This window comes from Corynebacterium limaceinasi, assembly GCF_046717465.1.
Lineage (GTDB): Bacteria > Actinomycetota > Actinomycetes > Mycobacteriales > Mycobacteriaceae > Corynebacterium.
Window position 1 is genome coordinate 1,973,631 of sequence record NZ_CP177100.1, and the last position, 21,214, is coordinate 1,994,844.

Sequence of the window (21,214 nt, forward strand, 5' to 3'; positions counted from 1 at the left end):
GCATTTTCAGACCCCCATACGTCGGGGCGACAGGATTTGAACCTGCGACCCCCTGCTCCCAAAGCAGGTGCGCTACCAAACTGCGCCACGCCCCGTATGTAGGCCACCAAGTTGCCTTGGCTGCGTTCCATACCTGAGACAGTTTAGCGTGTTGGTTTTAAATCTCCTAAATCAACCCCCTGTTAAGGGCGTAGACGCAGGTTAACGGCATAATTTCTGGCCGCTTGACTTAGAAATCGAAATCAAACATACCGTCAAAGAAGCCGCCGCCATCGCCGTCAGATAATCCATCGAAGAATCCGCCACCGTCACCGGCGTCTCCCCCTCCGGCATCGCCGCCCATATCACCGGGGTCACCGGCGTCTCCGGCATCTCCTACGTCTGCGCCGCCGTCGGCTCCGTCTATGCCGCCGCCTTCGGCGCCGCCCCAGTCGCCGTTTTCTGCGGCGGCTGCGGAATAGCCCACGCCGGACATGCCGGCAAACATGGCGTTAAACATCATGGAATAACCCATCATCCACACGCCCGTTTGCAGGGCATCTTCCCACCAAGGGCGGGAGTACCAACCGGCCGGAACGGGACGGCCGGCCACGGTTCCGCCTGGGTAATAGTTCGGGGTTTCCTCAGAGGCGTAGGGGGAGGCAGTCAATTCCTGCCCATTGGCATCCACCGTGCGCTTCTCGGTGACCTTACCGGCGGCGCGCTGCCCCTCCAGCGGCGGCAATTCCGGCCCTGGGTTCATGTCCATAATCTCGCGGGCGGCATTGACGTAATGCATGCCCTCAAGCGCCGATTCGCGGGCCAAATTGGCCTGCTTGACCGTGGTGGCCCTTGAAATAGCGGAGTTAGCCGCAGTAAAGCGCTCTGATGCGTCCGCCATCGCCTGCTGCGAGGCGGTATCCGTACCGGAAATCTGCATGACCTGGCCACCCAGGCGCTCAATCCAGCGGCGCGCATCCGCCTGGGCATCCGCTAACTGCTGCGCCTCTCGCTCCTCCCGGCTCTTTTTTGAGCTGCGCGAGGATAGATACCACGCGCCGCCACCGAGTACGACTACAAGAAGTAGAAGTTCCACAACAATCATCGCTTTCTTTACTGGAATTGGTCCTACCTATTTTAACGGCCTACCCACTGCGCGTGTTCCCTATTTTCATTTTGGGGCGCTCATGCGCTAAAGTAGCCGACAGCGTTCAAGGTAACGCTGTGGGAATGTCGTATAGTGGCTAATACCTCAGCCTTCCAAGCTGAAGACGCGGGTTCGATTCCCGTCATTCCCTCCATGTTTGTACTGCAATAATTGACTATTGCAGCTGGTTGTTAGCGGTAAGTGGAACCATTGGTAGAACCATTTTGGTTGGCGTGTTTAAACCCTCACAGATTGTATATTCTGTGGGGGTTTGAATATTTTTAGCTTTGGTTAGAGTTTCTTCCAGAGTGCGGGCACGGCGGGCGCCCCCATCCGGCTCGTGTGGTGTGGGTTTGGGTTGTTTTTGGGAAATATTCTTAAAATGTTCGTTCTTCCAGTTTACCAATAACGCATTACTGTGTTATACTAGTGAATGTAAGGCTGCAAGGCACTTACAAAACTGAAGAGGTGATGGAGGTCGCGGCGCTAATTATTTCACTGTGTAGCCTAGCTATTCAGATAAAGCAGCACCGCAACGACCACCCACCAAAATCGGGTAGGCATCGCAAATAGCCTCTAGGGGCACACCTCCCAATATACCGAAAGGACACATTACAGTGACATTGAAACAGGCCTCCGCCGTCTCAGGCATCGTAGTCGCCGCCGCCTACTCGATAATTGCCGATTCGCCCATCTGGCTTATTGTCATAGCCTTAGCGGCACTATCCGGCTACAACCTAGCTACAGCCACTAACCAAGGGAGGAAAAACCGTGCAGCCTAAAATCATCGATGTCGATACCGGCGATGAATTGTGGACTGGCTCGGATTGCGCCGCCCATATCGGCGTGAGCTACGCAACCTGGCGCAATTACTCAGCTAATCACCGCACCCCTGAGCATGTGGCCACGATTTTGGGCCGCACGCGACTGTGGCTTGCTGAGGATATTAAGCGCTGGCACGCGTCCCGGCCGGGGTCACCCAGCCAGCTCCGCCGTTAGGCCTCCTTGCTGGTTCCTTAGCTTTATCGAGGTCCCTGCTTGCCGATGCCTCCCTCCATCCCGCCGCCCATCTCCCGCCAAGCGCGGCTATAAATACATCACATTGGGGCGGTAGCCAGAAAAGCGTAATCTGGTGTCCATGACCGTACCTAATATTACTTTGAACGATGGAAATACAATCCCCCAGCTGGGCTTTGGCGTCTTCCAAATGGACCCGGAAAAGACCGAGGAATACGTAGCTGAGGCGCTGCGCGTGGGCTACCGCCACATCGATACCGCAGCCATCTACGGCAATGAAGAAGGCGTGGGCAAGGCCATTGCCAACTCCGGCATCCCGCGCGAGGAACTCTTCATTACCACCAAACTGTGGAACGACCGCCACACCGATGCCGCTGCAGCGCTGGATGAATCCCTGCAGAAGCTGGGCCTTGACTACGTAGACCTGTACCTCATCCACTGGCCTACCCCAGCCAAGGGCACGTACGTGGAGGCTTGGAAGCAGCTCATTGAACTGCGTAAAGAAGGCAAGGCGAAGTCCATCGGCGTGTCCAACTTTGAGCCGGAGCACTTAGATCAGTTGGAGTCACACACGGACGTCGTCCCCGCGATTAACCAAGTGGAGCTGCACCCTTACCTGCAGCGCTGGCGCGAACTGGACGCTGGCCGCGCCCACGGCATCGCCATCGAGGCATGGGGCCCGCTGGGTCAGGGCAAGAGCGATATCTTGGAGGCACCAGAGGTTACTGAAGCCGCCGAGGCGCACGGTGTTTCCCCAGCCCAGGCCATTATTCGCTGGCACCTGCAAAATGGGGTCATCCTCTTCCCCAAGTCCTCGACGCCATCGCGCATTGCAGAAAACTTCGATGTCTTCGGCTTCGAGCTCACTGATGCAGAGATGGCCGCCATTACCTCTTTGGAGGAAGGCGAAGACGGCCGCGGTGGGCACCACCCCAATGACATGAACGACGCCTAATGCGCTTGGTGTAACCACCACATAGAAACGCCGCGTGGCACAAAGGGCCCGCGGCGTTCATTTATGTCTATTTAAGGAACCTGGCGGTTTTAGCGCAGGTCCTTGGGCAGCTCGGGTGGGATATTGGTGCGCTCGTATTCTGCGAGGATATCGATGCGGCGCTGGTGACGCTCGGCGCGGGACCATTCTTGATCCAAGAAAGCATCCACGATTTCTAGGGCCTCTTCCTGCGAGTGCATGCGCCCGCCGATGCCGATGAGCTGCGCATTATTGTGCTCGCGGGCTAGGCGTGCCGTTTCTGGCGACCATGCCAGCGCACAGCGCGCGCCCTTGACCTTATTGGCGGCAATCTGCTCGCCATTTCCGGATCCACCTAGCACGATTCCCAGGGAACCTGGATCGTTGACGGTGCATAGGGCCGCTTCAATGCAGAATGCGGGGTAGTCATCCTCGGCGTCATAGGTATGAGCGCCGCAATCGATGACGTCATGGCCTTGTTTGGTGAGGTGTTCAGAAATCAGGTTTTTGGTCTCAAAACCTGCGTGGTCAGCTCCAAGATATACGCGCATAGCCCCTACAGTACCGGCACCGCCGCCTTCTGGGCACCACTTTCTACAACCTATTTCGTTCATCGTCCGGTGCTGTTAAGCTAAAGCGCAGATTACGTGCTGCATAGAAAGGCTAAAGCATGGCCCCTCGCGTCCTCGCACTCTACGGCAGCATCCTTGCTATCGCGGTGCTGTTATTTGCGGCGAATATCTTCTTAACCAATAAGAACTACCTCGTGCCGCTTATTCATACCGTACTTTTCACTGTCGCCCACCTTGTTCTTGGGCTGTGGTGGCTGAATCAGAGGGTACTAAAGAAAAATCGCCTCGGCGGTTTAGCCGCGGTGATTGGGGTGTTATCCCTGCTTACCGCGGCCTCATGGGCTACGTGGGTGGCCGCCGCTTGGTCAGAATTTCAAGCCCAGACGGCCCTGCCCATTATCAATATCGCCGGGGTGCCGGCGTTTTTACTCACGCCGGTCATCGCGGTGTGCTGCCTGGCCGCCGCCGTGCGCCGCAAGCAAGGCCAGCAGCGCTCATAACTAGTCCTCTTCTACCTGTGGCATCTCTGTGCGAGAGCGCTTGAGTTCGAAGAAGTAAGGGAACTGGGCTAGGCGCACGGAGGCATCGAAAAGCTCACCGGCTTCCTCACCCGTGGGAACGCGGGTAATAACCGGGCCGAAGAAGGCGGTATCGCCCAACTTAATAACCGGGGTTCCTACCTCATCGCCCACGGAAGAAATGCCGTTGTGGTGGTATTCGCGCAGCTTCTCGTCGTACTCCTCGGTGCGTGCCACCTCCGCAAAGTCTGCGGGGAGGCCAACCTGCTCTAATGCCTGGGCGATGATCTCGTCATAGCCGCCATCCCCCTTCTTTCCGCCATTGCCCTTGGCGTGAATCAGGGTGCCCATGGCGGTATAGAGCTCGTCTACCTTTTCTGGCTGCTCGGTCTTTACCTTGGCAAATACGCGGGCAGGGCCCCAGTTGGCCTCCATCATCTCCATGTATTCGGGATCGAGATCGCGGCCATCATTCAGCACCGACAGGGACATCGGCTCGAATTCCACCGTAATATCGCGGACCTTTTCTACCTCTTTGATCCAGCGGGACGTTGCCCATGCGAAGGGGCAGGAAGCGTCGAACCAAAACTTAACTGGGGTGGTCATTATTCCTCCTTGAAATAAGTGCAGTTTGCCCCACCACTGTAAACGCGCTGCTAACCTTGATGCATCACTATTTTCGTTAGCAAAGGAGAATCTAGGCAATGACCTCTGTAAACCTCACGTGGGAGGAAGCAAAAAATCGCTCCCAGATGCTCAAGGTTGAGCATTACGATGTCGCTTTAGACCTTAAGCATTCCGATACCCACTTCCTGTCCACCACCACGGTGCGCTTTAGCACCCAGGAGGCCGGTTCTACCTTCATCGATCTGCGCGCGGACAAGCTGCACGAGGTGCGCCTGAACGGAAACCCGCTGCCCACGCAGTCCTATGACCCCACCTACGGCATTCCCCTCTCCGGGCTGCAGGTAGCGGATTACACGCTCAAGGTCACCGCGGAGATCCCCTTCTCCCGCACCGGCGAAGGCCTGCACCGCTTCGTGGACCCTGCCGATAACGAGGTCTACCTCTACACCCAGTTTGAAACCGCCGATGCCAAACGCGTCTTTGCCTGCTTCGACCAGCCGGATCTGAAGGCCACCTACTCCCTGCACTTTAAGGCCCCAGAGGAGTGGACCATTATCACCAATGGCCCGGTCACCCGCGAGGGCGATACCTCCCATTCTGAGATCGACTACCCGCTATCGACCTACCTGGTTGCCCTGTGCGCAGGCCCCTACCACGAGGTCACCGATACTTGGCGCGGCGAGCTGACCGAGCACCCCGAAGGCAAGCCGGCGCAAAAGCTCGAGGTCCCGCTCGGTATTTACTGCCGCGCCTCGCTGGCAGATTCCCTCGATGCCGAGCGCCTTTTTACTGAGACCAAGCAGGGTTTCGACTTTTACCACCGCAACTTCGGCTTCCCCTACCCCTTTGGCAAGTACGACCAGATTTTCGTCCCAGAGTTCAACGCCGGCGCGATGGAAAACGCCGGTTGCGTAACCCTCCGCGATGAATACGTCTTTACCTCGCAGGCCACGCACTACAAGTACGAGCGCCGCGCCGATACCGTCCTGCACGAGCTCGCCCACATGTGGTTCGGTGACCTCGTGACCATGCAGTGGTGGAATGACCTATGGCTCAACGAGTCCTTCGCCACCTGGTCCGCGGCCATCTCGCAGGCGGAAGAAACCGAATACGATACCGCCTGGGTCACCTTTGCCAACGTGGAAAAGTCCTGGGCCTACCAGCAGGATCAGCTGCCTACCACCCACCCCATTTCCACCGATGCCAGCGATATCGAAACCGTGGAGCAAAACTTCGACGGTATTACCTACGCCAAGGGCGCCTCGGTGCTCAAGCAGCTGCAGGCCTACGTTGGCCGCGAGAACTTCCTCGCCGGCGTGCGCCGTCACTTCGCCGCTCACGCGTGGGGCAATGCCACCTTCGACGATCTGCTCCGCCACCTCGAGGAGGCCTCCGGGCGCGATCTCTCCTTCTGGGCACAGCAGTGGCTGAAGACCACCGGTATTAATACCCTGGCGGTTGCCACGGGGGCCGATGATGACGGCACCATCACCCAGGCGCAGCTCACCCAGCGCGGCGATACCCTGCGCACCCACCGCGTTGCAGTGGGCCTGTACAGCACGCAGGACGGCAAGGTTGTGCGCACCGAGCGCCTCGAGATGGACGTGGATGGCGAATCCACCGAGATCCCAGAGCTGGTCGGCCGCAACCTGAAGGACATCGACTTCATCCTGCCCAACGATGACGATCTGACCTACTGCCTCATCGATTTGGATGCAGGATCCCTGCAATTTCTGCTGGATAATATCGAGAAATTTGATGACCCCATGGCGCGCACCCTGTGCTGGTCCACCGCCTGGGAGATGACCCGCGCCGGCACCATGCGCGCCCGCGACTTTATCCGCTTGGTGGCCCGCGGTATGAAGGCGGAGACCGAGCTCGCCGTCCTCGAGCGCATCGTCTCGCAGGCCTCTACCGCACTGAAGAACTACGCCGATCCGGCGTGGGCGAAAGACAGCACGGTTTTGGCGCAGGCGCTTGTCGATGGCGCCCGGAGCACCGATGCGCAGCGTTCCATCATCTGCACGCAGGCGCTGTCTAGGATTCGGCTGCACCAGCCGGCCCGCGACTACCTGCACGATCTCCTCGCGGATTCCGATGATGCCGGGCTGCGCTGGTCCGCCGTCGCAGCGCTCGCTGCCGCGGGTGCGCTTGCCGATGCCGAGGCCGCCATCGCCGCCCAGCTCAAGCGCGATAATTCCGCTACCGGCTACTACTCTTCCCTGCGCGCCCACGCCGCGATTGCCACCGCGGATAATAAGCGCGCGGTATGGGAAGAAATCGTAGCCGGGGATCTCACCAACCGCGAGCTCACCTCGAAGCTGGAGGGCTTAAACTACCCGCACTCCGATGATCTCTTACCCACCGCGGAATTCTTCGAGGTGGCCGAAAAGATCTGGGACTCCCAGTCCTCCGAGGTGGGCCTGACCACCGTTACCGGGCTATTCCCGTCCTGGGATATCAGCCAAGATGGCCTCGATCGCGCCGATGCCTTCCTGCAGAAGGATCTGGCAGGCGGCCTGCGCCGCACGATTACCGAGCAGCGCGACCGCGTGGCCCGCGCCCTGCGCAACCGCGAGGTCGACGCCGCTTAATGCTTAGTTCTTGCGGAGGTTCAGTTCGATGCGCGGGCGCACCTGAATCTCCGTGAGCTGGGTGGTGGGCCCAGCCTCCACGACGGTGCGGATGGCGCGCGCCACCTCCACGGGCGCAATAACCTCGTTCGGGTTGTAGTCCTGCAGGCCCTCCAGCATCGGGGTATCGGTGGGCCCCGGCGCCACGGTGGAGACGCGGATGCCGGGTTCGGAGATACGCAGGGCATCGGCAAGCGCATACAGCGCGTGCTTCGTCGCGGCATAAACCACGTTATCGCCGTAGCTCTTGCGCCCCGCCCCCGAGTTGATGAAGACGACGGTGCCCTCCGCCTTGCGCAGCTGCGGCAAGAGCGCGCGAGTAACCTCCGCTGGCGCGTGAACGTTTAAGTCCATGTGGGCGCGCCAATCGTGCGGGGTGGCCTCTTCCACCGAGAACTTCGTGGCGCGTGCCGCGCCGTGCACGAGCACATCGACCCGCTCTAGCTCGGGCAGCTGCATGCCCTCATCCAGCCCGGCTACCAAGTCGCTGGCAACCGGCGTGATATTTGCGGCTTTCGGCAGCTCATCGGCTCTGCGGCCCAGCGCATACACGTGGTGATCGCGGGCGAGATCCTTGATGATCTCGCGCCCCATGCCACCGGTGGCACCGGTAACGACGGCGATTTTCTCTGGCACATTCGTGGTATCAGTCATGCCACCCCATCATAGGGAAAATGGATGCTAGCGGTGCGCGGCGTTCGTCCCCGTTCCGCGATGTGGAACGATAGGGGCTATGGCTACTCCTGCAATCGCGATCGTCGGCATGGGCCCGCGCGGCATCTCTATCTTGGAACGCCTCGCCGCTCGCATGGATGATTCCAGCTCCCCCGTCACCGTCCACCTCATCGACGAGGCCCAGCACGGCGCCGGCCGGGTCTGGGACACCGCCCAAACCAAGACCCTGTGCATGAATACGCGCGCTGGCGCCGTCACGCTTTTTACCGAGCCCGGCGCGACGGTGAACGCCCCGGTGCTCGAGGGGCCAACGCAATACGAGTGGATCCAGCTGCTGCGCGGTGAGGGCGATAAGGTAGCTCCTGCCAAGCGCGAGCTTTATGCACAGCACCCTCCCGCCCCACACATTGCCACCGAGTACCGCGCGGAGCTGGCCGCCACCCGCCCAGAGTCCAATCCCACGCGCGCTTTATACGGCGAGTACCTGCGCTGGGTCTATGACGTGGTGCTGGCGCGCCTGCCGGAGAGCATTTCCACGGTGAGCCACCACCACCGCGTGGAGAACATCACCACGGATGGCTCAGCCGATATCCTGCACCTGGACGATGGCTCGCAGGTGCACGCCGATGCCTCGGTCCTAGCCTATGGCTGGATGGCGCCGCGCTTTAATGACGAGGAGCAGCACTTGGCGGAATCCGGGCTGCACTGGATCGCGCCGGGCAATCCCGTGGAACAAGACTATAAAGCCATTCCCGCCGGCGAAGACGTGCTGGTACGCGGGCTTGGCATGGGTTTTTATGACATCATGGCGCTAACCACCATTGAACGCGGTGGCAAATTCGTCGAGGATGCCACCACTCGCTCTGGCCTGCGCTACGAGGCGAGCGGGAAGGAACCACATTTCATCGTCGCCTCCGGCCGCGGTTATCCCTTCCATCCCAAGTCCGAGTACAACGAGCTGCCGCCCACGATGCCGCGGCGGCGGTTGCATGGGGTCATCGGAAAGCTCAAGGGCGCCGAGGACATCGACTTCGACGCCCAGGTTTGGCCCGCCATCGCGCGCGATAGCTACGAGGCGTATATCACCACGCTGGAACGAGTGAATCCGGCAGCTCTCCTTCGCCCGCGCGAAGAGATCCTCACGGTCATCGATGCCACCGCGCCTGACGATCTCGGCACCGCCCTTGCTCCCCTAGTCACCCAGCCGTGGGCTATGACAGACCTTATGTACCAAGTTGCTGGATTTACCGGCGATATTTCGGCGCTCACCGCCCACATTGCGGATTCCCTGGCGGGCGATATCCAGGAGGCGGCCGCCGGGTATGATTCGCCCATGAAGGCCGCGCTGTGGTCACTGTCCCAGTCGCGCAAGCCCTCCTCCATCCTGGGTGCAGAAGGCCGCTATACCCGCGAGTCCCGCACAGGCCGCTACGCGCAATTCATGTCCTTTGGGCAGATGGTGGGCTCGGGCCCTCCGCTGTTCCGCGTGCGCCAGCTGCTCGCGCTTGTCGATGCCCACCTGGTCCATTTCCTTGGTGATCACCCCACCCTCGCGATCGAGTCAGACCATTACACCCTGACTTCTGGCCCGCGCTCGGCATCGTCGCCCACGCTTGTCGATGCCTTCATGCACAAGCCCGATATCCGCGTCGCCGGCGATCCGCTCACCCGCGGATTGGCCGAGGGTGGCCGGGTGCGCCCGTTTGCTGATCACGGGCAGGACACCGGCTCCCCCGAAACCGATGGTGCCACGCGGCGCACCGTCCACCCAGATGGCAGCCTGGATGAGCGCCTGCATATCGTGGGCATTCCCACCTATGCGCAGTGGCCGGATACAACGATTTCCCCCATGCCGGGCACGGATCCACTCATGCTGCAGGAAACCGATAAGACCGCCGGCTCCCTGCTCAAGGTTGCCGGCGGCCGGTAAACTCGCGGTTGCGCTGTGAGCGCGATTTAAAGGGCGTCGAGCGCCTGCTGCAGATCCGCTAGCAGGTCATCGATGTCCTCGATGCCGATGGAGATGCGCACCATGTCTTCCGGTGGCACCAGTTCCGATCCTTCGGCCGAAACGTGGGTCATGTTCTGCGGGTGCTCGATGAGCGATTCCACCCCGCCCAGCGATTCCGCCAGGCAAATAAGGCGCGTATTCAAACAAATCTGCTTGGCGTGCTCTGGGTCGTGGAAGCGCACGGACATCATGCCGCCGAACCCGCGCATCTGCTGCGCCGCCAGTTCGTGGCCCGGGTGCTCTGCCAATCCCGGGTAGCGCACCTGCTTAACCTCTGGGCGGGCCTGTAAGAATTCCGCCACCTTTTGCGCATTGGCGCAGTGGCGATCCATGCGCACGCCAAGGGTCTTAATGCCACGCGCAGTCAGGTAGGCATCGAAAGGCGAGGCGACCGCGCCCACGTTGCCCTGGAAATACAGCAGCTGCTCATCCACCTCGGGGTCATTGGTAACTACGGCGCCACCGAGGACATCGGAATGCCCGCCCAAGTACTTCGTGGTGGAGTGCAGGACGTGGTCTGCACCGAGCGCGAGCGGGTTCTGCAGGTACGGCGTGGCGAAGGTATTATCCACCAACACCTGCGCATTGCCCTTGACCTTAGCCACCGCCGCAATATCGGTGATATTCAGCGCCGGGTTGGTCGGGGTTTCCAGCCAGATGAGCTTAGTATTGTCCTTTACCGCAGCGGCGACGGCATCGACATCACAGGTGTTGATAATGGACATCTCCACGCCCCACTCCGTGAAATCATTAAGCAGGCGATAAGAACCGCCGTAGGAATCATTGCCCAAAATGACGTGATCGCCGGGGCGCACCAAGATGCGCACCATCGTATCGGCGGCTGCCATGCCGGTGGCAAAGACGCGGGCGTAATCCGCGCCCTCCAGTGCAGCCAAGGTCTTCTCGAGGGAGCGCACCGTCGGGTTGGCCACACGCCCGTATTCAAAGCCGCCGCGCAGTTGCGCGAGGCCATCCTGGGCGAACGTGGTCGAAGCGTAGATCGGCACGTTGATGGATCCCATGTGCGGATCCGGGTGATATCCAGCGTGAATGGATCGGGATGAAAATCCTTTTGCCAAGTTATGCGCGCTGTGTTCAGTCATGCCTCCCAATCGTAGACTAAGCGGTTCATCCACACCGGCCATTCGGCAATTTATATTCTGCCCTCTCCACGCGTTGCCGATTCGGCGCCATCAGTGAGATTTCAGGATTTTCTCTAGAATGGGTGCGGTTAGTTTGTGTCCACGATCAAGAAAGAATGATGAGTACGAACCTATTTACCATGGCTCAGGGCGCTGCAGAGAAAAAAGACGATGCAGTAGAGTCCGTATCGAGCTTCTGGAACGACGAGAACGTTCAACTTTGGCTTATCGAGCGACCCATCCGCATCGGCCTCATTATCATTTTGGCCTTCATTGCGCACTGGGCGCTGCGCCACCTCATCAACCGGCTGGCGAAAAACAGCATTAAGGCCTCCACCCTCAAAAAGCCCAGCCGCAGCCGCAGCAGGTCTGCGGAGGACGGCCAACCGGATGACACCCTGCGAGAAACCAGGGAGGCGCGCCGCGCCTCGCGCATTAAGACCCTCGCCGGCGTAGGGCGCTCGGCGGTCGCCATCGTGGTCTGGGTTTCTGCCGGCATTGCCATCCTGGACGAGTTGGAAGTCAACGTCGCCCCGCTGATCGCCTCAGCCGGTGTTATCGGTGTTGCCCTCGGCTTCGGTGCGCAGGAACTGGTCCGAGACTTCCTCTCCGGTATTTTCATGCTCATTGAGGATCAATACGGCATTGGCGATGTCATTGACCTGGGCAACGGCGTCTTCGGTGACGTCGAGTCCATTTCCCTGCGCATTACCACCGTCCGCGATATCGACGGTGCCCTGTGGTACGTCCGCAATGGCGAAATCCTGCAGGTGGCTAACCACTCCGATGAGTACTCCGTTGCCCGCATCCAAATCCCCGTCGGGCTATCCAATGACCCAGAGGTTGCCGGCGAGGTCATCGACAAGGCCGTCAAGGATGCCGTCAAGGACGAAAAGATCCGCAAGATGGTGCTCAGCACCCCGCGCATCGACGGCATGTCCAAGTTCGAGCCGGATTACGTATCCTTCCGCGTGTCCACCAAGACGCTGCCGGGCCGCCAGTGGGATGTCCAGCGCTTTGTCCAGTCCCGCGTCCTCAACGTCATGCACGCAGAGGGCATTACCACCCCGTACCCACACGGCATCGGCATTGCCAATCCGCATAAGGGAGACGATGCCTAAATGAATTCCGTCTATGAAGCCATCGGTGGCACCCCTACCTTTGAGCGCCTCGTGCATGGCTTTTATGACCAGGTCAAAGAAGACGACGTGATTGGCCCCATGTACCCGGATCAGGATTGGGAAGGCGCGGAACAGCGCCTTACCTGGTTCCTGATTCAGTACTGGGGCGGTCCCCAACACTTCTCCGAAAACCGCGGCCACCCGCGCCTGCGCATGCGGCATGCAACCTTTCCCATTGATATGGAAGCTCACGACCGCTGGCTCGAGCTGATGGGAAAATCCCTCGATAGCATCGAGGAAGACACCATCCCGCCGGCGTATCGCACCATGCTTTGGGATCACATGCAGCGCGTCGCCGCCATGCTCATCAACAGAGCGCCTTAATTTTTCAACTGCTTGTAGCGCTGCCTGTGCAAGCGTTGCAAGCTGTACAAAGAGGCCCGCGCACTTTCACATTAGGTAGTGCGCGGGCCTCTTTTACTGTGCGCTAGCGCCAAGTTAGCGCTGCCGGATGCTTAGTCTTTCCAGTCGAAAGCCTGGCGTACCGGCTCAGATACCAGCTTGCCCCCGCGGGTCATCACGCCTGAGCGCAGACCTGGGAAGCGCTCGATCGCGGCATCCAGGTCGTCGTTAGCCACCGCGCGGATATACGGCAGCGTCGCCGAGGCCAAGGCGCGGGCCGAAGTATTGGCCACCGCACCGGGCATATTGGCCACGCAGTAGAAGAGGGTGTCGTGCACCTTGAAGGTCGGTTCGTCATGGGAGGTCTTGCGCGAGTTCTCGAAGCAGCCGCCTTGGTCGATGGCGACATCGACAAGCACCGCACCCTCCTTCATCTTCTTCACGGTCTCCTCGCGCACCAGCTTCGGTGCCGCAGCGCCTGGAATCAGGACGGCGCCAATGACGAGATCGGCCTCCTCCAGCTCCTTATCCAGAGTGGATGGGTCAGAGATCAGGGTACGCACGCCGCCGGCGTACTGGTCATCAAAGCGCTGCAGGACGTGTGGATCCACGTCCAGGACCGTGACTTCTGCGCGCAGACCGTGCGCCATGGCCACGGCGGACGCACCTACCTGGCCGCCGCCGATGACCACCACGCGCGCAGGCTGGGTGCCCGGGATGCCAGAAACCAAGAGGCCGCGGCCGCCCTGGGTGGACAAAAGGTGGTGCGAGCCCTCGATAACGGCCAAGCGCCCAGCAACCTGGGACATAGGGGTCAAAAGCGGCAGGGTGCCGCGGCGGTCCGTAACGGTTTCATAGGCAATCGAGGTCGTCTTCGATTCCGTCAGCGCCTCCGTCAGCGGGCGATCCGCCGCTAAGTGCAGGTAGGTAAAGACGGTGAGATCCGAGCGAAGGTACTGGTACTCGGATTCCAGCGGCTCCTTTACCTTCAGCAGGAGCTCGGCCTTGGCCCACGTCTCGTCCGCAGAATCGACGATGGTGGCACCAGCCTCTACGTATTTCTCGTCGGGAAAGGACGCGCCTACGCCCGCGCCCGATTCGATGAAAAGCTCGTGCCCATCAGTAACCAAGGTCCGCACCTCGGTTGGGGTGAGGGCGACGCGGCTTTCATTATTCATGATTTCTTTGGGTACAGAAATGCGCACGGAGGTTCTCCTTCATGTGTTGGCTACAGCGGCGAAAAATTATTTCTAGCTGTCAGGCTAACGCAGAATGCGAAGGAGAATATAAGTTTGTGCGTATTTCACGAACGGGGGTGACAATAATAATCGCGCTTTACTCGATACCGCAGTGTATGGGGTTAAAAATGCACACTCGGAAAATACCCACTACCCCCGACTATTGGGTTATAGGTATTATTCACTGTCTGTTTTTAGACGGTGAGATCCCAGATTCGGGGAGTAACTACAGAACCGATAGCCGCGTGGAACGGTAGATGCTGCCAAACGGCGCATCAAGGCGCACCCACCGACCTAGGCTCGATACTCGCAGGTGCCGCGGAATATCCATAGAGGCAGAAAACCCCGGAATGAGGCCTAGATTGGTACAGGCGAAGATCATCCGCATCGGGATTTCCACCGTCTGTCCATTGCCTTCAACCGTGACCACGGTTTGATTAAGCAGGCTGGGTGGCGGGCCCATGGGTCCAGAAAACTCCCGGGTCAGCTTCTGGCCTTGATCTGAAAGCTCGCGAACCACCGTCACCGGCAGGGTATCCACCACGCTAAAACCGGTGGCCGGCGGCAATGCGCCCGGCCACGACACATCACGGGCTGGGCCGAGTTCCATAATGCCGGTGCCATCGTGTTCCGCTAGCTGTTGCTCCAGCGTCCCAGCGGACCCCACTGCCCCATCGCGAGAGGCTTTCCCCTGCACCCGCCGGGAGGCGACAACCTCGAAGGGGGTGGTAACGAAGGCATCAACGACGTCATCGGCAAGCTGGCGCAGGCGCACCGATGCATTCGCGTCTACCCCGACTGCGCGCGCAAGAAGGGCCCGTAAGCCAGGTCCTCCGCTGCGAACTTCAAGCGACTCGGTGACCATGGCTTGCGGGCCCTACCTTTCTATGTGTGCACAGTGCGCCGTTTAAGAGGCGCTCATCTGCAGAATATCCTTTTCCTCATCCGTCAACGGGCGCGGGGTGTGCTTCTTCTTGTCAATGACAACCTGCACACAGTTCACCGTGGCCGCTACCTCCCCAGCAGCGGTCTTGACATGCTGGGTCGTGGTAAAGGATGACGAACCGATCTGGGAAACGGAGGTTTCCACGATGACGTGGGCATTGCCCTCAAAGGGAATGGGCCGCATATAGTCCACGTCGAGATGACGCACCAAGGCCATGAAATCGATGCCCTTGGCATAGATATTCTCCTTGGCAAAAGCCAAGCGTGCCTCCTGGGCAACCTCGATATAGTTGGCGTTCATCATGTGGCCGTACATATCGAAATCGCCCCAGCGGGTGGGCACTTGGTGGGTATGCGCGTTATCGGTCGCCATCATTCTCCTCAGGGATTATCGGGTGAGCTTGCGGTGAGTGACGCGAGAAGGACGGGCGGCGTCTTCTCCCAGACGCTCCACCTTGTTCTTCTCATAGTCACCAAAGTTACCCTCAAACCAGAACCATTGCCCCTCGGCAACGTTTCCTTCCCACGCCAGAATGTGGGTACAGGTACGGTCCAAGAACCAGCGGTCGTGGGAAATAACAACGGCGCAGCCCGGGAATTTCTCCAAGGCGTTTTCTAGCGAACCCAGGGTTTCGACGTCCAAGTCGTTGGTTGGCTCGTCAAGAAGGATAAGGTTGCCGCCCTCTTTCAAGGTCAGCGCCAAGTTCAAGCGGTTGCGCTCACCGCCGGAGAGCACCTTCGACGGCTTTTGCTGATCCGGGCCCTTAAAACCGAAGGCGGAAAGGTACGCGCGCGATGGCATCTCATTTTGGCCAACGTGAATATAATCCAGCCCGCCGGAGACGACCTCCCACACCGTAGCCTCTGGGTCGATATTCTCGCGATTCTGGTCCACGTAGGACAGCTTGACGGTCTCGCCGACCTCAACGGAGCCATCATCCGGTTCTTCCAAACCAACGATGGTCTTAAACAGCGTGGTCTTACCCACACCGTTCGGGCCGATAACACCGACGATGCCATTGCGCGGCAGGGTGAAGGACAAGTCCTTAATCAGGGTGCGATCATCGAAGCCCTTGACCAGGTTCTTTGCCTCGACGACCTTATTGCCCAAGCGTGGCGGCGTAGGAATCTGGATTTCCTCGAAGTCCAGCTTCTTATACTTCTCCGCCTCTGCAGCCATCTCTTCGTAGCGCTCCAAACGAGCCTTGTTCTTGGCCTGGCGAGCCTTGGCGCCGGAGCGTACCCATTCCAGCTCGTCCTTCAAGCGCTTGCGCAGCTTGGCGTCCTTCTTGCCGGCGACCTGGAGGCGCTCTTGCTTCTTATCCAGGTAGGTGGAGTAATTACCCTCGTACGGGTACAGCTTGCCGCGGTCCACCTCACAGATCCAGCCGGCCACGTGATCTAGGAAGTAACGGTCGTGGGTGACGGCTAGGACGGCACCTGGGTAATCCGCCAAGTGCTTTTCCAGCCATTCCACGGACTCGGCGTCCAAGTGGTTGGTGGGCTCGTCCAAAAGTAGCAGGTCCGGCTCCGTCAACAGGAGCTTGGCCAGGGCCACGCGGCGGCGCTCACCACCGGAGAGGTTGGTCACCGGGGCATCGGAAGGCGGGCAGCGCAATGCCTCCATCGCCTGCTCGATCTTGGAATCAACCTCCCATGCATCGGCGGCATCCAAGTCCTCTTGCAGCTTGCCCATTTCCGCCATGAGCTCATCGCTGTAATTGGTCGCCATCTCTTCGGCGATTTCCTCGAAGCGCTGCTTCTTTTCAAAGATATCGCCGAGGCCCTCCTCGACGTTGCCGCGCACGGTCTTTTCTTCATTCAGCGGCGGCTCCTGCTGCAGGATGCCCACGGTGGCACCCGGATCGAGGAATGCCTCACCGTTAGAAGGCTGATCCAAACCGGCCATAATCTTCAGAATGGAGGACTTACCGGCACCGTTGGGGCCGACCACACCAATCTTGGCGCCCGGGTAGAACGCCATCGTGACATCATCAAGGATGACCTTATCGCCAATTGCCTTGCGCACGTTTTTCATCGTGTAGATGAATTCGCCCACTTTTTACCCCTTTGCAAAAATTTGGGAGACGTATTTATCTACACAAACACTACATCAGAATGCGCGCCTAGGTGCCTCGGGTCGGGCGAACCCGAGGCGGATGGCAGGCGCTATGCATGCACGGTTTCGGCGGCCTCCTCTTCTTGCGTTGCTACTTGCTCGCCGTCCTGGGCTGCTGCACTATTTCCCGCTTGGATGCGGTCTGCAGCGGTATCAGCGGCGGTATCGCCCGGCGCGGAGTTATCTACGTCCGGTTCCACCTCATTATCGCCAAGCTCAGGGATGGCGATGTTTTCCTGGTTATACTGCGGCGCCAAGCGCTTTGCGCCGATGACGTGGCGGTTTAGGTCTAGGCCCACATACTGCGCCTTGATAAAGGTGCGGTAATGGTCCTTGCCCTCATCATCGCGCCACTGATCAGAGACGATCGAGCCGCAGACCAATAGCGGCATGCCCTTGGCCAGGGATTTCTTGACGTTGATGGCAAATTGGTTCCACATCTCCACGTCAATAAAGAGGTGGTCTACATCGCGCCACTGCTGCTGGCCGCGTTGGTTTTCGGCGTCGGTACCGGTATCGGCGGGGCGATCAGGAACGCGCCGGGAGGATGCGATGCGCAGCTTGGTTTTATATGCGCCGGTCGAGGTCTTGGTCAGGATGGGATCTTGGGTAAGGCGGCCGGTTAACATTACTGGGTATTGAGACATGGTGCTGAAATTCCTTTACTAGGTTGTGAGTTCGCGAGTGGTATGTCCCTCGCTCGCCTTCACATCCTGCTGCCGCAGCGCAAACCGCACCATGCCATGCCGCCCAGCGCTGTGGATAACTTGTTGTTCCCCTCAACAAAGCGGCCCCAGGATGGTCACTTTCGGGCGGGTTATCCACAGGTGGGCAATAAATTAGTGCCCGCGGAAGCCGCTTTCATCGCCGTGGCTCATGTCCTCCAGCATCGCGTTATAGCGGGCGAGCTCAGCATCGTCGTCCGCCTCCGCCTGCACATCGTGGCGCCGTGCGGTCGCGCGGTCATCGCGCAGCCAATCCAAAAAGAGCTTGCCAAAGACAATGACCAAGGGGAATTGGCCAAAGCCCCAGGCAATACCCCCGCCCACGCGCTGATCCTGCAGCAAGTCCTGATCCCAAGGCAGCTCGAGATACTGATAGAAGTCGAGGCCAAGCACCGTTTGCAGCTGCATCAGGTAGACCCCGGCGAAGAGGTGGAAGGGCATCGACAAGAAAAGCATGCCAAGCCGGAAGGGCGTGGAATGGCGCTTAGGCAAGGGATCTGGGCCAATGACCTCCCAGAAGTAGAAGTAGCCGGAAATGAGGAACACGTAGTTCATGATGAGATGGCCGGCGTGCTCCGAAATGGCGAATTCGTACAGGCTCGGGAAAAGATAGAGCACGTAGAGGAAAAAGAGGTACTGCGCCAAGTTCACGAAGGGATTGGTAATGACCCGCACGAACTTAGATTGGGTCAGCGCCAAGGCATAATCGTGCGGGCTCGGCTGCCCCTTTGGACCCGGCTCGTAGGCCTCCATGACCAAGGTGACGGGCGCGCCTAGCACCATGAGCAGCGGAATGGTCATGGACAAAATCATGTGCACCAGCATGTGGATGGAATACATTGCGGGCATGTACAGGCCGAGGCCGGTGGACATGACAAGCGTAAGGCCCAGCGAGCCGACCATAAACCACGCGGTGCGTCCCTTGTCCCAGCTCAACCCGCGCTTGTGCACGCGGTAAACGCAGTAGCCATATGCCGCGGCCATGAGCAGGCCAATCGTGCCAAACATGATGTCAAAGCGGAACATCGTCCAGATATTGAATACCGTGGGCGCCTCATGCAGGTTATAGCCCATGAGGATCTGCATGGAGCTCAAGTTCGGATCCCGCGGTGGCGGCGGCACGGTGCGCCCCAGGGTGATGGCTACGCCAATCGTGCCCGCCATGACCGCGAGCTCCACGATGGCGATGCGGATAAAGAGCCGCGGGTTTTTATCTAACTGCGGGATGGTGAGTTCGCGGTGGATAAGCCCCAAAATGCCCAGCAGGATGGTGAGCACGAACTTGGTGATCAGGATAATGCCGTAAGGCGATTGCGGCAGGTCCGAAATATCCATCCGGATGAGCGTATTGATTAGGCCGGATACCGCCAGCACGACGATGGCCATGAAAGCGATGGCGGAATATCGCTTGACCGCGAAGGGGAGGTTCGGGCCCAGGCGCCGGCCATGCGCGATGAGCGCCATGAGGCCGCCCACCCACAGCATCACAAATACCAGGTGCCACAGCAGCGAGTTCGTGCCGTAATCGTGATCGCCACCGGTCGCAGAGTGGCCTTCAAGGCCGATGGGGACTACTTGCAGGATGGACAGCAAAAGCAGCACCGGCTGCATGGCCCAGGTGCGGCTGAGGCTGCCAATAATTCCCACGGTAAGGGCGATGAGCACCGCAATGCCCCACACGATGGTGGAGGAAATTTCCGTAAAGGCCATTTTCAAAATGGTCAGGTTGAAGACCTTAAAAAACGGCGTGCCGGTCAGGTCCGACATGATCATCGGGATTTCTACCAGCCCCACGGCCGCAGCACCGAAGGCCGACCACGTGCCAGTGCGGGCGGCGATATGGCCGTCGACCGATAAAGGCGCCTCGATGAGGGAATCGTTCTCCCCGCGCGGGGCGATGAGAAACGACGAGGCCAAAAAGGACCCCACGGATAGCGCCATCAATAGCCACGCCAGCCCACGGAACAGCGGCAGGCCGAAGGTGGTAATCCGTCCTGGGTCCGGAATGCCCAAGGCGGCCAAGGAATCCGCCAATAAGAACAAGGAAATGAACCCGGCGAGCAAGCCAGCAAAAAGCATTGCTGCAATAAAAATCCCCCAGGAAGGACGGGGTTTTTGCGTTCCAGACTGCGTGCCTTTGACCAGCTTATTGACCATAGCTCGCATTCTATAGGGCCACCCTAATGCAAAGCGAACGCATATTTTCTCCCTGGATGTGCCATGATAGGACTTATGGACACCCGTCAACTTCTTTATTTCCGTGCCGTTGTAGACAATGGGTCCTTTACCCATGCCGCCGCAGCCCTCGAAATGACCCAGCCCTCCCTGAGCCTTTCCATCCGCAAATTGGAAAAGGAGCTCAATACCCAGTTGCTGTCCCGGGGTCGTTCGGGCGTAACCACCACGGAGGCAGGTGATTATGTCTATGACACCGCCCTTAAGGTCGATGCCCTGCTGGCCGATGCCCAGCGCCACATCAGCGAAATCACCGGCGATAACGCCAATACCGTCTCCCTGACGTCGTGTCCCATTTTGAACTGGGAATTTACCCCCTCCATCCTCTCCGAGCTCACCGAAATCCACCCCTCAGCTCGCATCAGCCTGGATGATTCCACCGCCGCCACCGCCATCAAGCGGCTCTTGGAGGGCCAGGTGGACCTCGCGCTCTTGCCGACGTCCGACCCCAAAGCCTTCATCCGCCGCTACTCCCCCGAGCTCACCGTCCACGACGTCGCCGAATTCGACTACTCCCTTGCGGTGCCAGAGAGCATGGCAGATCTTCCTTCCCCCGTCTCCTTGCAGGACTTGCGCGAGGAAACCTGGCTGGTTCCTCCCCACTGCCGCGAGCTTCCCGGCATGGCGGAGCTTTACGATGAACTGTGGGAACACCACCCCTCCTACAAGCCGGATCACATTCAAGACGTCGCATCGCTGCATGCCGCCATCCCGATGATTTCCAGCGGCTTTGGCATCAGCTTCATGCCGCGATGCGCCCCCGCACTGCATCCGCAGGGCATCGCTAAACTAACGGTCAAAGAGGATCTTCCACGATTCCATGCCATCTTGGCGTATCGCTCCGACCGCGAACTGACCCCTGCCGCCCAAGAATTGATCGAAATTCTGCGCGCGCACGATTCCGCCCGCCCCCTGGCTTAGGAATCGCCGTGGCTGTGGGCTAATATGAGTGTGCTGTCCAGCCCCCATAGCTCAGCGGATTAGAGCAGTGGGTTTCTACCCCATGTGTCGCGGGTTCGAGTCCTGCTGGGGGCACCGTCTGAAGTCTCGAGGCATCGTTTCTTAAAGCTACGATGCCTCGAGACTTTTTCGCAGCGTGCCGGCTTTTTGTCTACGCTGGGGTCTTTAGAACCTA

20 protein-coding genes and 3 tRNA genes are annotated in these 21,214 nt (G+C 59.4%); 11 read left to right on the plus strand and 12 right to left on the minus strand.

Annotated elements, in window-relative coordinates; genetic code table 11:
- Positions 1-21: 21 nt before the first annotated feature.
- Together ACLI1Q_RS09565 and ACLI1Q_RS09570 are read right to left on the minus strand one after the other, a co-directional pair.
- A tRNA-Pro gene (locus tag ACLI1Q_RS09565) sits at positions 22-95 on the minus strand.
- A 134-nt stretch (positions 96-229) separates the two neighbouring features.
- The gene (locus tag ACLI1Q_RS09570) at positions 230-1,084 is read right to left on the minus strand and encodes a DUF1542 domain-containing protein (protein ID WP_239268735.1); all 855 of its coding nucleotides are present in this window, start codon (positions 1,082-1,084) and stop codon (positions 230-232) included.
- A 121-nt stretch (positions 1,085-1,205) separates the two neighbouring features.
- On the opposite strand from ACLI1Q_RS09570, the gene ACLI1Q_RS09575 reads away from it, so the two are divergent.
- The 4 genes from ACLI1Q_RS09575 to ACLI1Q_RS09590 all read left to right on the plus strand — a co-directional run bounded on the left by ACLI1Q_RS09575 (position 1,206) and on the right by ACLI1Q_RS09590 (position 3,098).
- A tRNA-Gly gene (locus ACLI1Q_RS09575) sits at positions 1,206-1,280 on the plus strand.
- A gap of 463 nt (positions 1,281-1,743) precedes the next feature.
- Positions 1,744-1,908 carry a hypothetical protein gene (locus ACLI1Q_RS09580; protein ID WP_237799856.1) on the plus strand — a complete coding sequence of 55 codons (165 nt, stop codon included), beginning with the start codon at positions 1,744-1,746 and terminating at the stop codon, positions 1,906-1,908.
- Positions 1,898-2,125, plus strand: coding sequence for a hypothetical protein (locus ACLI1Q_RS09585; RefSeq protein WP_237799855.1), 228 nt, complete (start codon positions 1,898-1,900; stop codon positions 2,123-2,125). The genes ACLI1Q_RS09580 and ACLI1Q_RS09585 overlap by 11 nt, the downstream gene beginning before the upstream one ends.
- 139 nt (positions 2,126-2,264) lie before the next feature.
- Entirely contained in the window at positions 2,265-3,098 is an 834-nt protein-coding gene (locus ACLI1Q_RS09590; protein ID WP_239268737.1) for an aldo/keto reductase, read from the plus strand.
- Positions 3,099-3,187: 89 nt separating this feature from the next.
- Here ACLI1Q_RS09590 and ACLI1Q_RS09595 read toward each other — a convergent pair whose 3' ends face one another.
- Positions 3,188-3,667: a ribose-5-phosphate isomerase gene (locus ACLI1Q_RS09595; protein WP_411696974.1), complete on the minus strand. Its 480-nt coding sequence runs from the start codon at positions 3,665-3,667 to the stop codon at positions 3,188-3,190.
- Positions 3,668-3,786: 119 nt separating this feature from the next.
- Here ACLI1Q_RS09595 and ACLI1Q_RS09600 point away from each other — a divergent pair, with 119 nt between their 5' ends.
- Positions 3,787-4,188, plus strand: coding sequence for a hypothetical protein (locus ACLI1Q_RS09600; protein WP_239268739.1), 402 nt, complete (start codon positions 3,787-3,789; stop codon positions 4,186-4,188).
- On the opposite strand, the gene ACLI1Q_RS09605 is transcribed toward ACLI1Q_RS09600, so the two are convergent.
- On the minus strand, positions 4,189-4,812 hold the full coding sequence (locus tag ACLI1Q_RS09605; RefSeq protein WP_239268741.1) for a disulfide bond formation protein DsbA: 624 nt from the start codon (positions 4,810-4,812) through the stop codon (positions 4,189-4,191).
- 98 nt (positions 4,813-4,910) lie between these two features.
- Here ACLI1Q_RS09605 and pepN point away from each other — a divergent pair, with 98 nt between their 5' ends.
- On the plus strand, positions 4,911-7,427 hold the full coding sequence (pepN, locus tag ACLI1Q_RS09610) for an aminopeptidase N (protein ID WP_239268743.1): 2,517 nt from the start codon (positions 4,911-4,913) through the stop codon (positions 7,425-7,427).
- Positions 7,428-7,430: 3 nt separating this feature from the next.
- Here the strand turns inward: pepN and ACLI1Q_RS09615 are convergent, their stop codons facing one another.
- Complete coding sequence (locus ACLI1Q_RS09615; protein WP_239268745.1) at positions 7,431-8,120, minus strand: SDR family oxidoreductase; 690 nt, start codon at positions 8,118-8,120, stop codon at positions 7,431-7,433.
- 79 nt (positions 8,121-8,199) lie between these two features.
- Here ACLI1Q_RS09615 and ACLI1Q_RS09620 point away from each other — a divergent pair, with 79 nt between their 5' ends.
- Positions 8,200-10,071: an FAD/NAD(P)-binding protein gene (locus ACLI1Q_RS09620; RefSeq protein WP_411696975.1), complete on the plus strand. Its 1,872-nt coding sequence runs from the start codon at positions 8,200-8,202 to the stop codon at positions 10,069-10,071.
- Positions 10,072-10,097: 26 nt separating this feature from the next.
- Here ACLI1Q_RS09620 and ACLI1Q_RS09625 read toward each other — a convergent pair whose 3' ends face one another.
- Positions 10,098-11,255 (minus strand): cystathionine gamma-synthase, encoded by a 1,158-nt coding sequence (locus ACLI1Q_RS09625; protein WP_034658136.1) that lies wholly within the window; start codon positions 11,253-11,255, stop codon positions 10,098-10,100.
- 155 nt (positions 11,256-11,410) lie between these two features.
- Between ACLI1Q_RS09625 and ACLI1Q_RS09630 the strand changes: the two genes are divergently transcribed.
- Positions 11,411-12,415 carry a mechanosensitive ion channel family protein gene (locus ACLI1Q_RS09630; protein ID WP_034659037.1) on the plus strand — a complete coding sequence of 335 codons (1,005 nt, stop codon included), beginning with the start codon at positions 11,411-11,413 and terminating at the stop codon, positions 12,413-12,415.
- Positions 12,416-12,799, plus strand: a complete 384-nt coding sequence (locus ACLI1Q_RS09635) for a globin (protein WP_284849550.1) — start codon at positions 12,416-12,418, stop codon at positions 12,797-12,799.
- Between the two features lie 131 nt (positions 12,800-12,930).
- Here the strand turns inward: ACLI1Q_RS09635 and ald are convergent, their stop codons facing one another.
- From ald to ACLI1Q_RS09665, 6 genes are all read right to left on the minus strand, one after another.
- Positions 12,931-14,022 carry an alanine dehydrogenase gene (gene ald / locus ACLI1Q_RS09640; RefSeq protein ID WP_284849549.1) on the minus strand — a complete coding sequence of 364 codons (1,092 nt, stop codon included), beginning with the start codon at positions 14,020-14,022 and terminating at the stop codon, positions 12,931-12,933.
- A 259-nt stretch (positions 14,023-14,281) separates the two neighbouring features.
- Positions 14,282-14,920, minus strand: a complete 639-nt coding sequence (locus ACLI1Q_RS09645) for a hypothetical protein (protein ID WP_284849548.1) — start codon at positions 14,918-14,920, stop codon at positions 14,282-14,284.
- A gap of 42 nt (positions 14,921-14,962) precedes the next feature.
- The gene (locus tag ACLI1Q_RS09650; RefSeq protein WP_239268757.1) at positions 14,963-15,376 is read right to left on the minus strand and encodes an acyl-CoA thioesterase; all 414 of its coding nucleotides are present in this window, start codon (positions 15,374-15,376) and stop codon (positions 14,963-14,965) included.
- A 12-nt stretch (positions 15,377-15,388) separates the two neighbouring features.
- Positions 15,389-17,059: an energy-dependent translational throttle protein EttA gene (ettA, locus tag ACLI1Q_RS09655; protein WP_005277855.1), complete on the minus strand. Its 1,671-nt coding sequence runs from the start codon at positions 17,057-17,059 to the stop codon at positions 15,389-15,391.
- Between the two features lie 110 nt (positions 17,060-17,169).
- Positions 17,170-17,766, minus strand: a complete 597-nt coding sequence (locus ACLI1Q_RS09660; protein WP_239268759.1) for a single-stranded DNA-binding protein — start codon at positions 17,764-17,766, stop codon at positions 17,170-17,172.
- A gap of 192 nt (positions 17,767-17,958) precedes the next feature.
- Positions 17,959-20,010 carry a cytochrome c oxidase assembly protein gene (locus ACLI1Q_RS09665; protein ID WP_370658451.1) on the minus strand — a complete coding sequence of 684 codons (2,052 nt, stop codon included), beginning with the start codon at positions 20,008-20,010 and terminating at the stop codon, positions 17,959-17,961.
- A 66-nt stretch (positions 20,011-20,076) separates the two neighbouring features.
- Between ACLI1Q_RS09665 and ACLI1Q_RS09670 the strand changes: the two genes are divergently transcribed.
- Together ACLI1Q_RS09670 and ACLI1Q_RS09675 are read left to right on the plus strand one after the other, a co-directional pair.
- Positions 20,077-21,000 carry a LysR family transcriptional regulator gene (locus ACLI1Q_RS09670; protein WP_239268763.1) on the plus strand — a complete coding sequence of 308 codons (924 nt, stop codon included), beginning with the start codon at positions 20,077-20,079 and terminating at the stop codon, positions 20,998-21,000.
- A gap of 40 nt (positions 21,001-21,040) precedes the next feature.
- A tRNA-Arg gene (locus ACLI1Q_RS09675) sits at positions 21,041-21,114 on the plus strand.
- Positions 21,115-21,214: the final 100 nt, after the last annotated feature.

What these genes read in the sequence shown, in the direction of transcription:
- ACLI1Q_RS09665 (WP_370658451.1), bottom strand. Translation starts at nt 20,010, where the DNA reads ATGCGAGCTATGGTCAATAAGCTGGTCAAAGGCACGCAGTCTGGAACG.
- ACLI1Q_RS09635 (WP_284849550.1), top strand. Translation starts at nt 12,416, where the DNA reads ATGAATTCCGTCTATGAAGCCATCGGTGGCACCCCTACCTTTGAGCGC.
- ACLI1Q_RS09670 (WP_239268763.1), top strand. Translation starts at nt 20,077, where the DNA reads ATGGACACCCGTCAACTTCTTTATTTCCGTGCCGTTGTAGACAATGGG.
- ACLI1Q_RS09660 (WP_239268759.1), bottom strand. Translation starts at nt 17,766, where the DNA reads ATGTCTCAATACCCAGTAATGTTAACCGGCCGCCTTACCCAAGATCCC.
- ACLI1Q_RS09595 (WP_411696974.1), bottom strand. Translation starts at nt 3,667, where the DNA reads ATGCGCGTATATCTTGGAGCTGACCACGCAGGTTTTGAGACCAAAAAC.
- ACLI1Q_RS09600 (WP_239268739.1), top strand. Translation starts at nt 3,787, where the DNA reads ATGGCCCCTCGCGTCCTCGCACTCTACGGCAGCATCCTTGCTATCGCG.
- ACLI1Q_RS09645 (WP_284849548.1), bottom strand. Translation starts at nt 14,920, where the DNA reads ATGGTCACCGAGTCGCTTGAAGTTCGCAGCGGAGGACCTGGCTTACGG.
- ACLI1Q_RS09620 (WP_411696975.1), top strand. Translation starts at nt 8,200, where the DNA reads ATGGCTACTCCTGCAATCGCGATCGTCGGCATGGGCCCGCGCGGCATC.
- pepN (WP_239268743.1), top strand. Translation starts at nt 4,911, where the DNA reads ATGACCTCTGTAAACCTCACGTGGGAGGAAGCAAAAAATCGCTCCCAG.
- ACLI1Q_RS09630 (WP_034659037.1), top strand. Translation starts at nt 11,411, where the DNA reads ATGATGAGTACGAACCTATTTACCATGGCTCAGGGCGCTGCAGAGAAA.
- ACLI1Q_RS09625 (WP_034658136.1), bottom strand. Translation starts at nt 11,255, where the DNA reads ATGACTGAACACAGCGCGCATAACTTGGCAAAAGGATTTTCATCCCGA.
- ACLI1Q_RS09570 (WP_239268735.1), bottom strand. Translation starts at nt 1,084, where the DNA reads ATGATTGTTGTGGAACTTCTACTTCTTGTAGTCGTACTCGGTGGCGGC.
- ACLI1Q_RS09590 (WP_239268737.1), top strand. Translation starts at nt 2,265, where the DNA reads ATGACCGTACCTAATATTACTTTGAACGATGGAAATACAATCCCCCAG.
- ACLI1Q_RS09650 (WP_239268757.1), bottom strand. Translation starts at nt 15,376, where the DNA reads ATGATGGCGACCGATAACGCGCATACCCACCAAGTGCCCACCCGCTGG.
- ACLI1Q_RS09605 (WP_239268741.1), bottom strand. Translation starts at nt 4,812, where the DNA reads ATGACCACCCCAGTTAAGTTTTGGTTCGACGCTTCCTGCCCCTTCGCA.
- ACLI1Q_RS09615 (WP_239268745.1), bottom strand. Translation starts at nt 8,120, where the DNA reads ATGACTGATACCACGAATGTGCCAGAGAAAATCGCCGTCGTTACCGGT.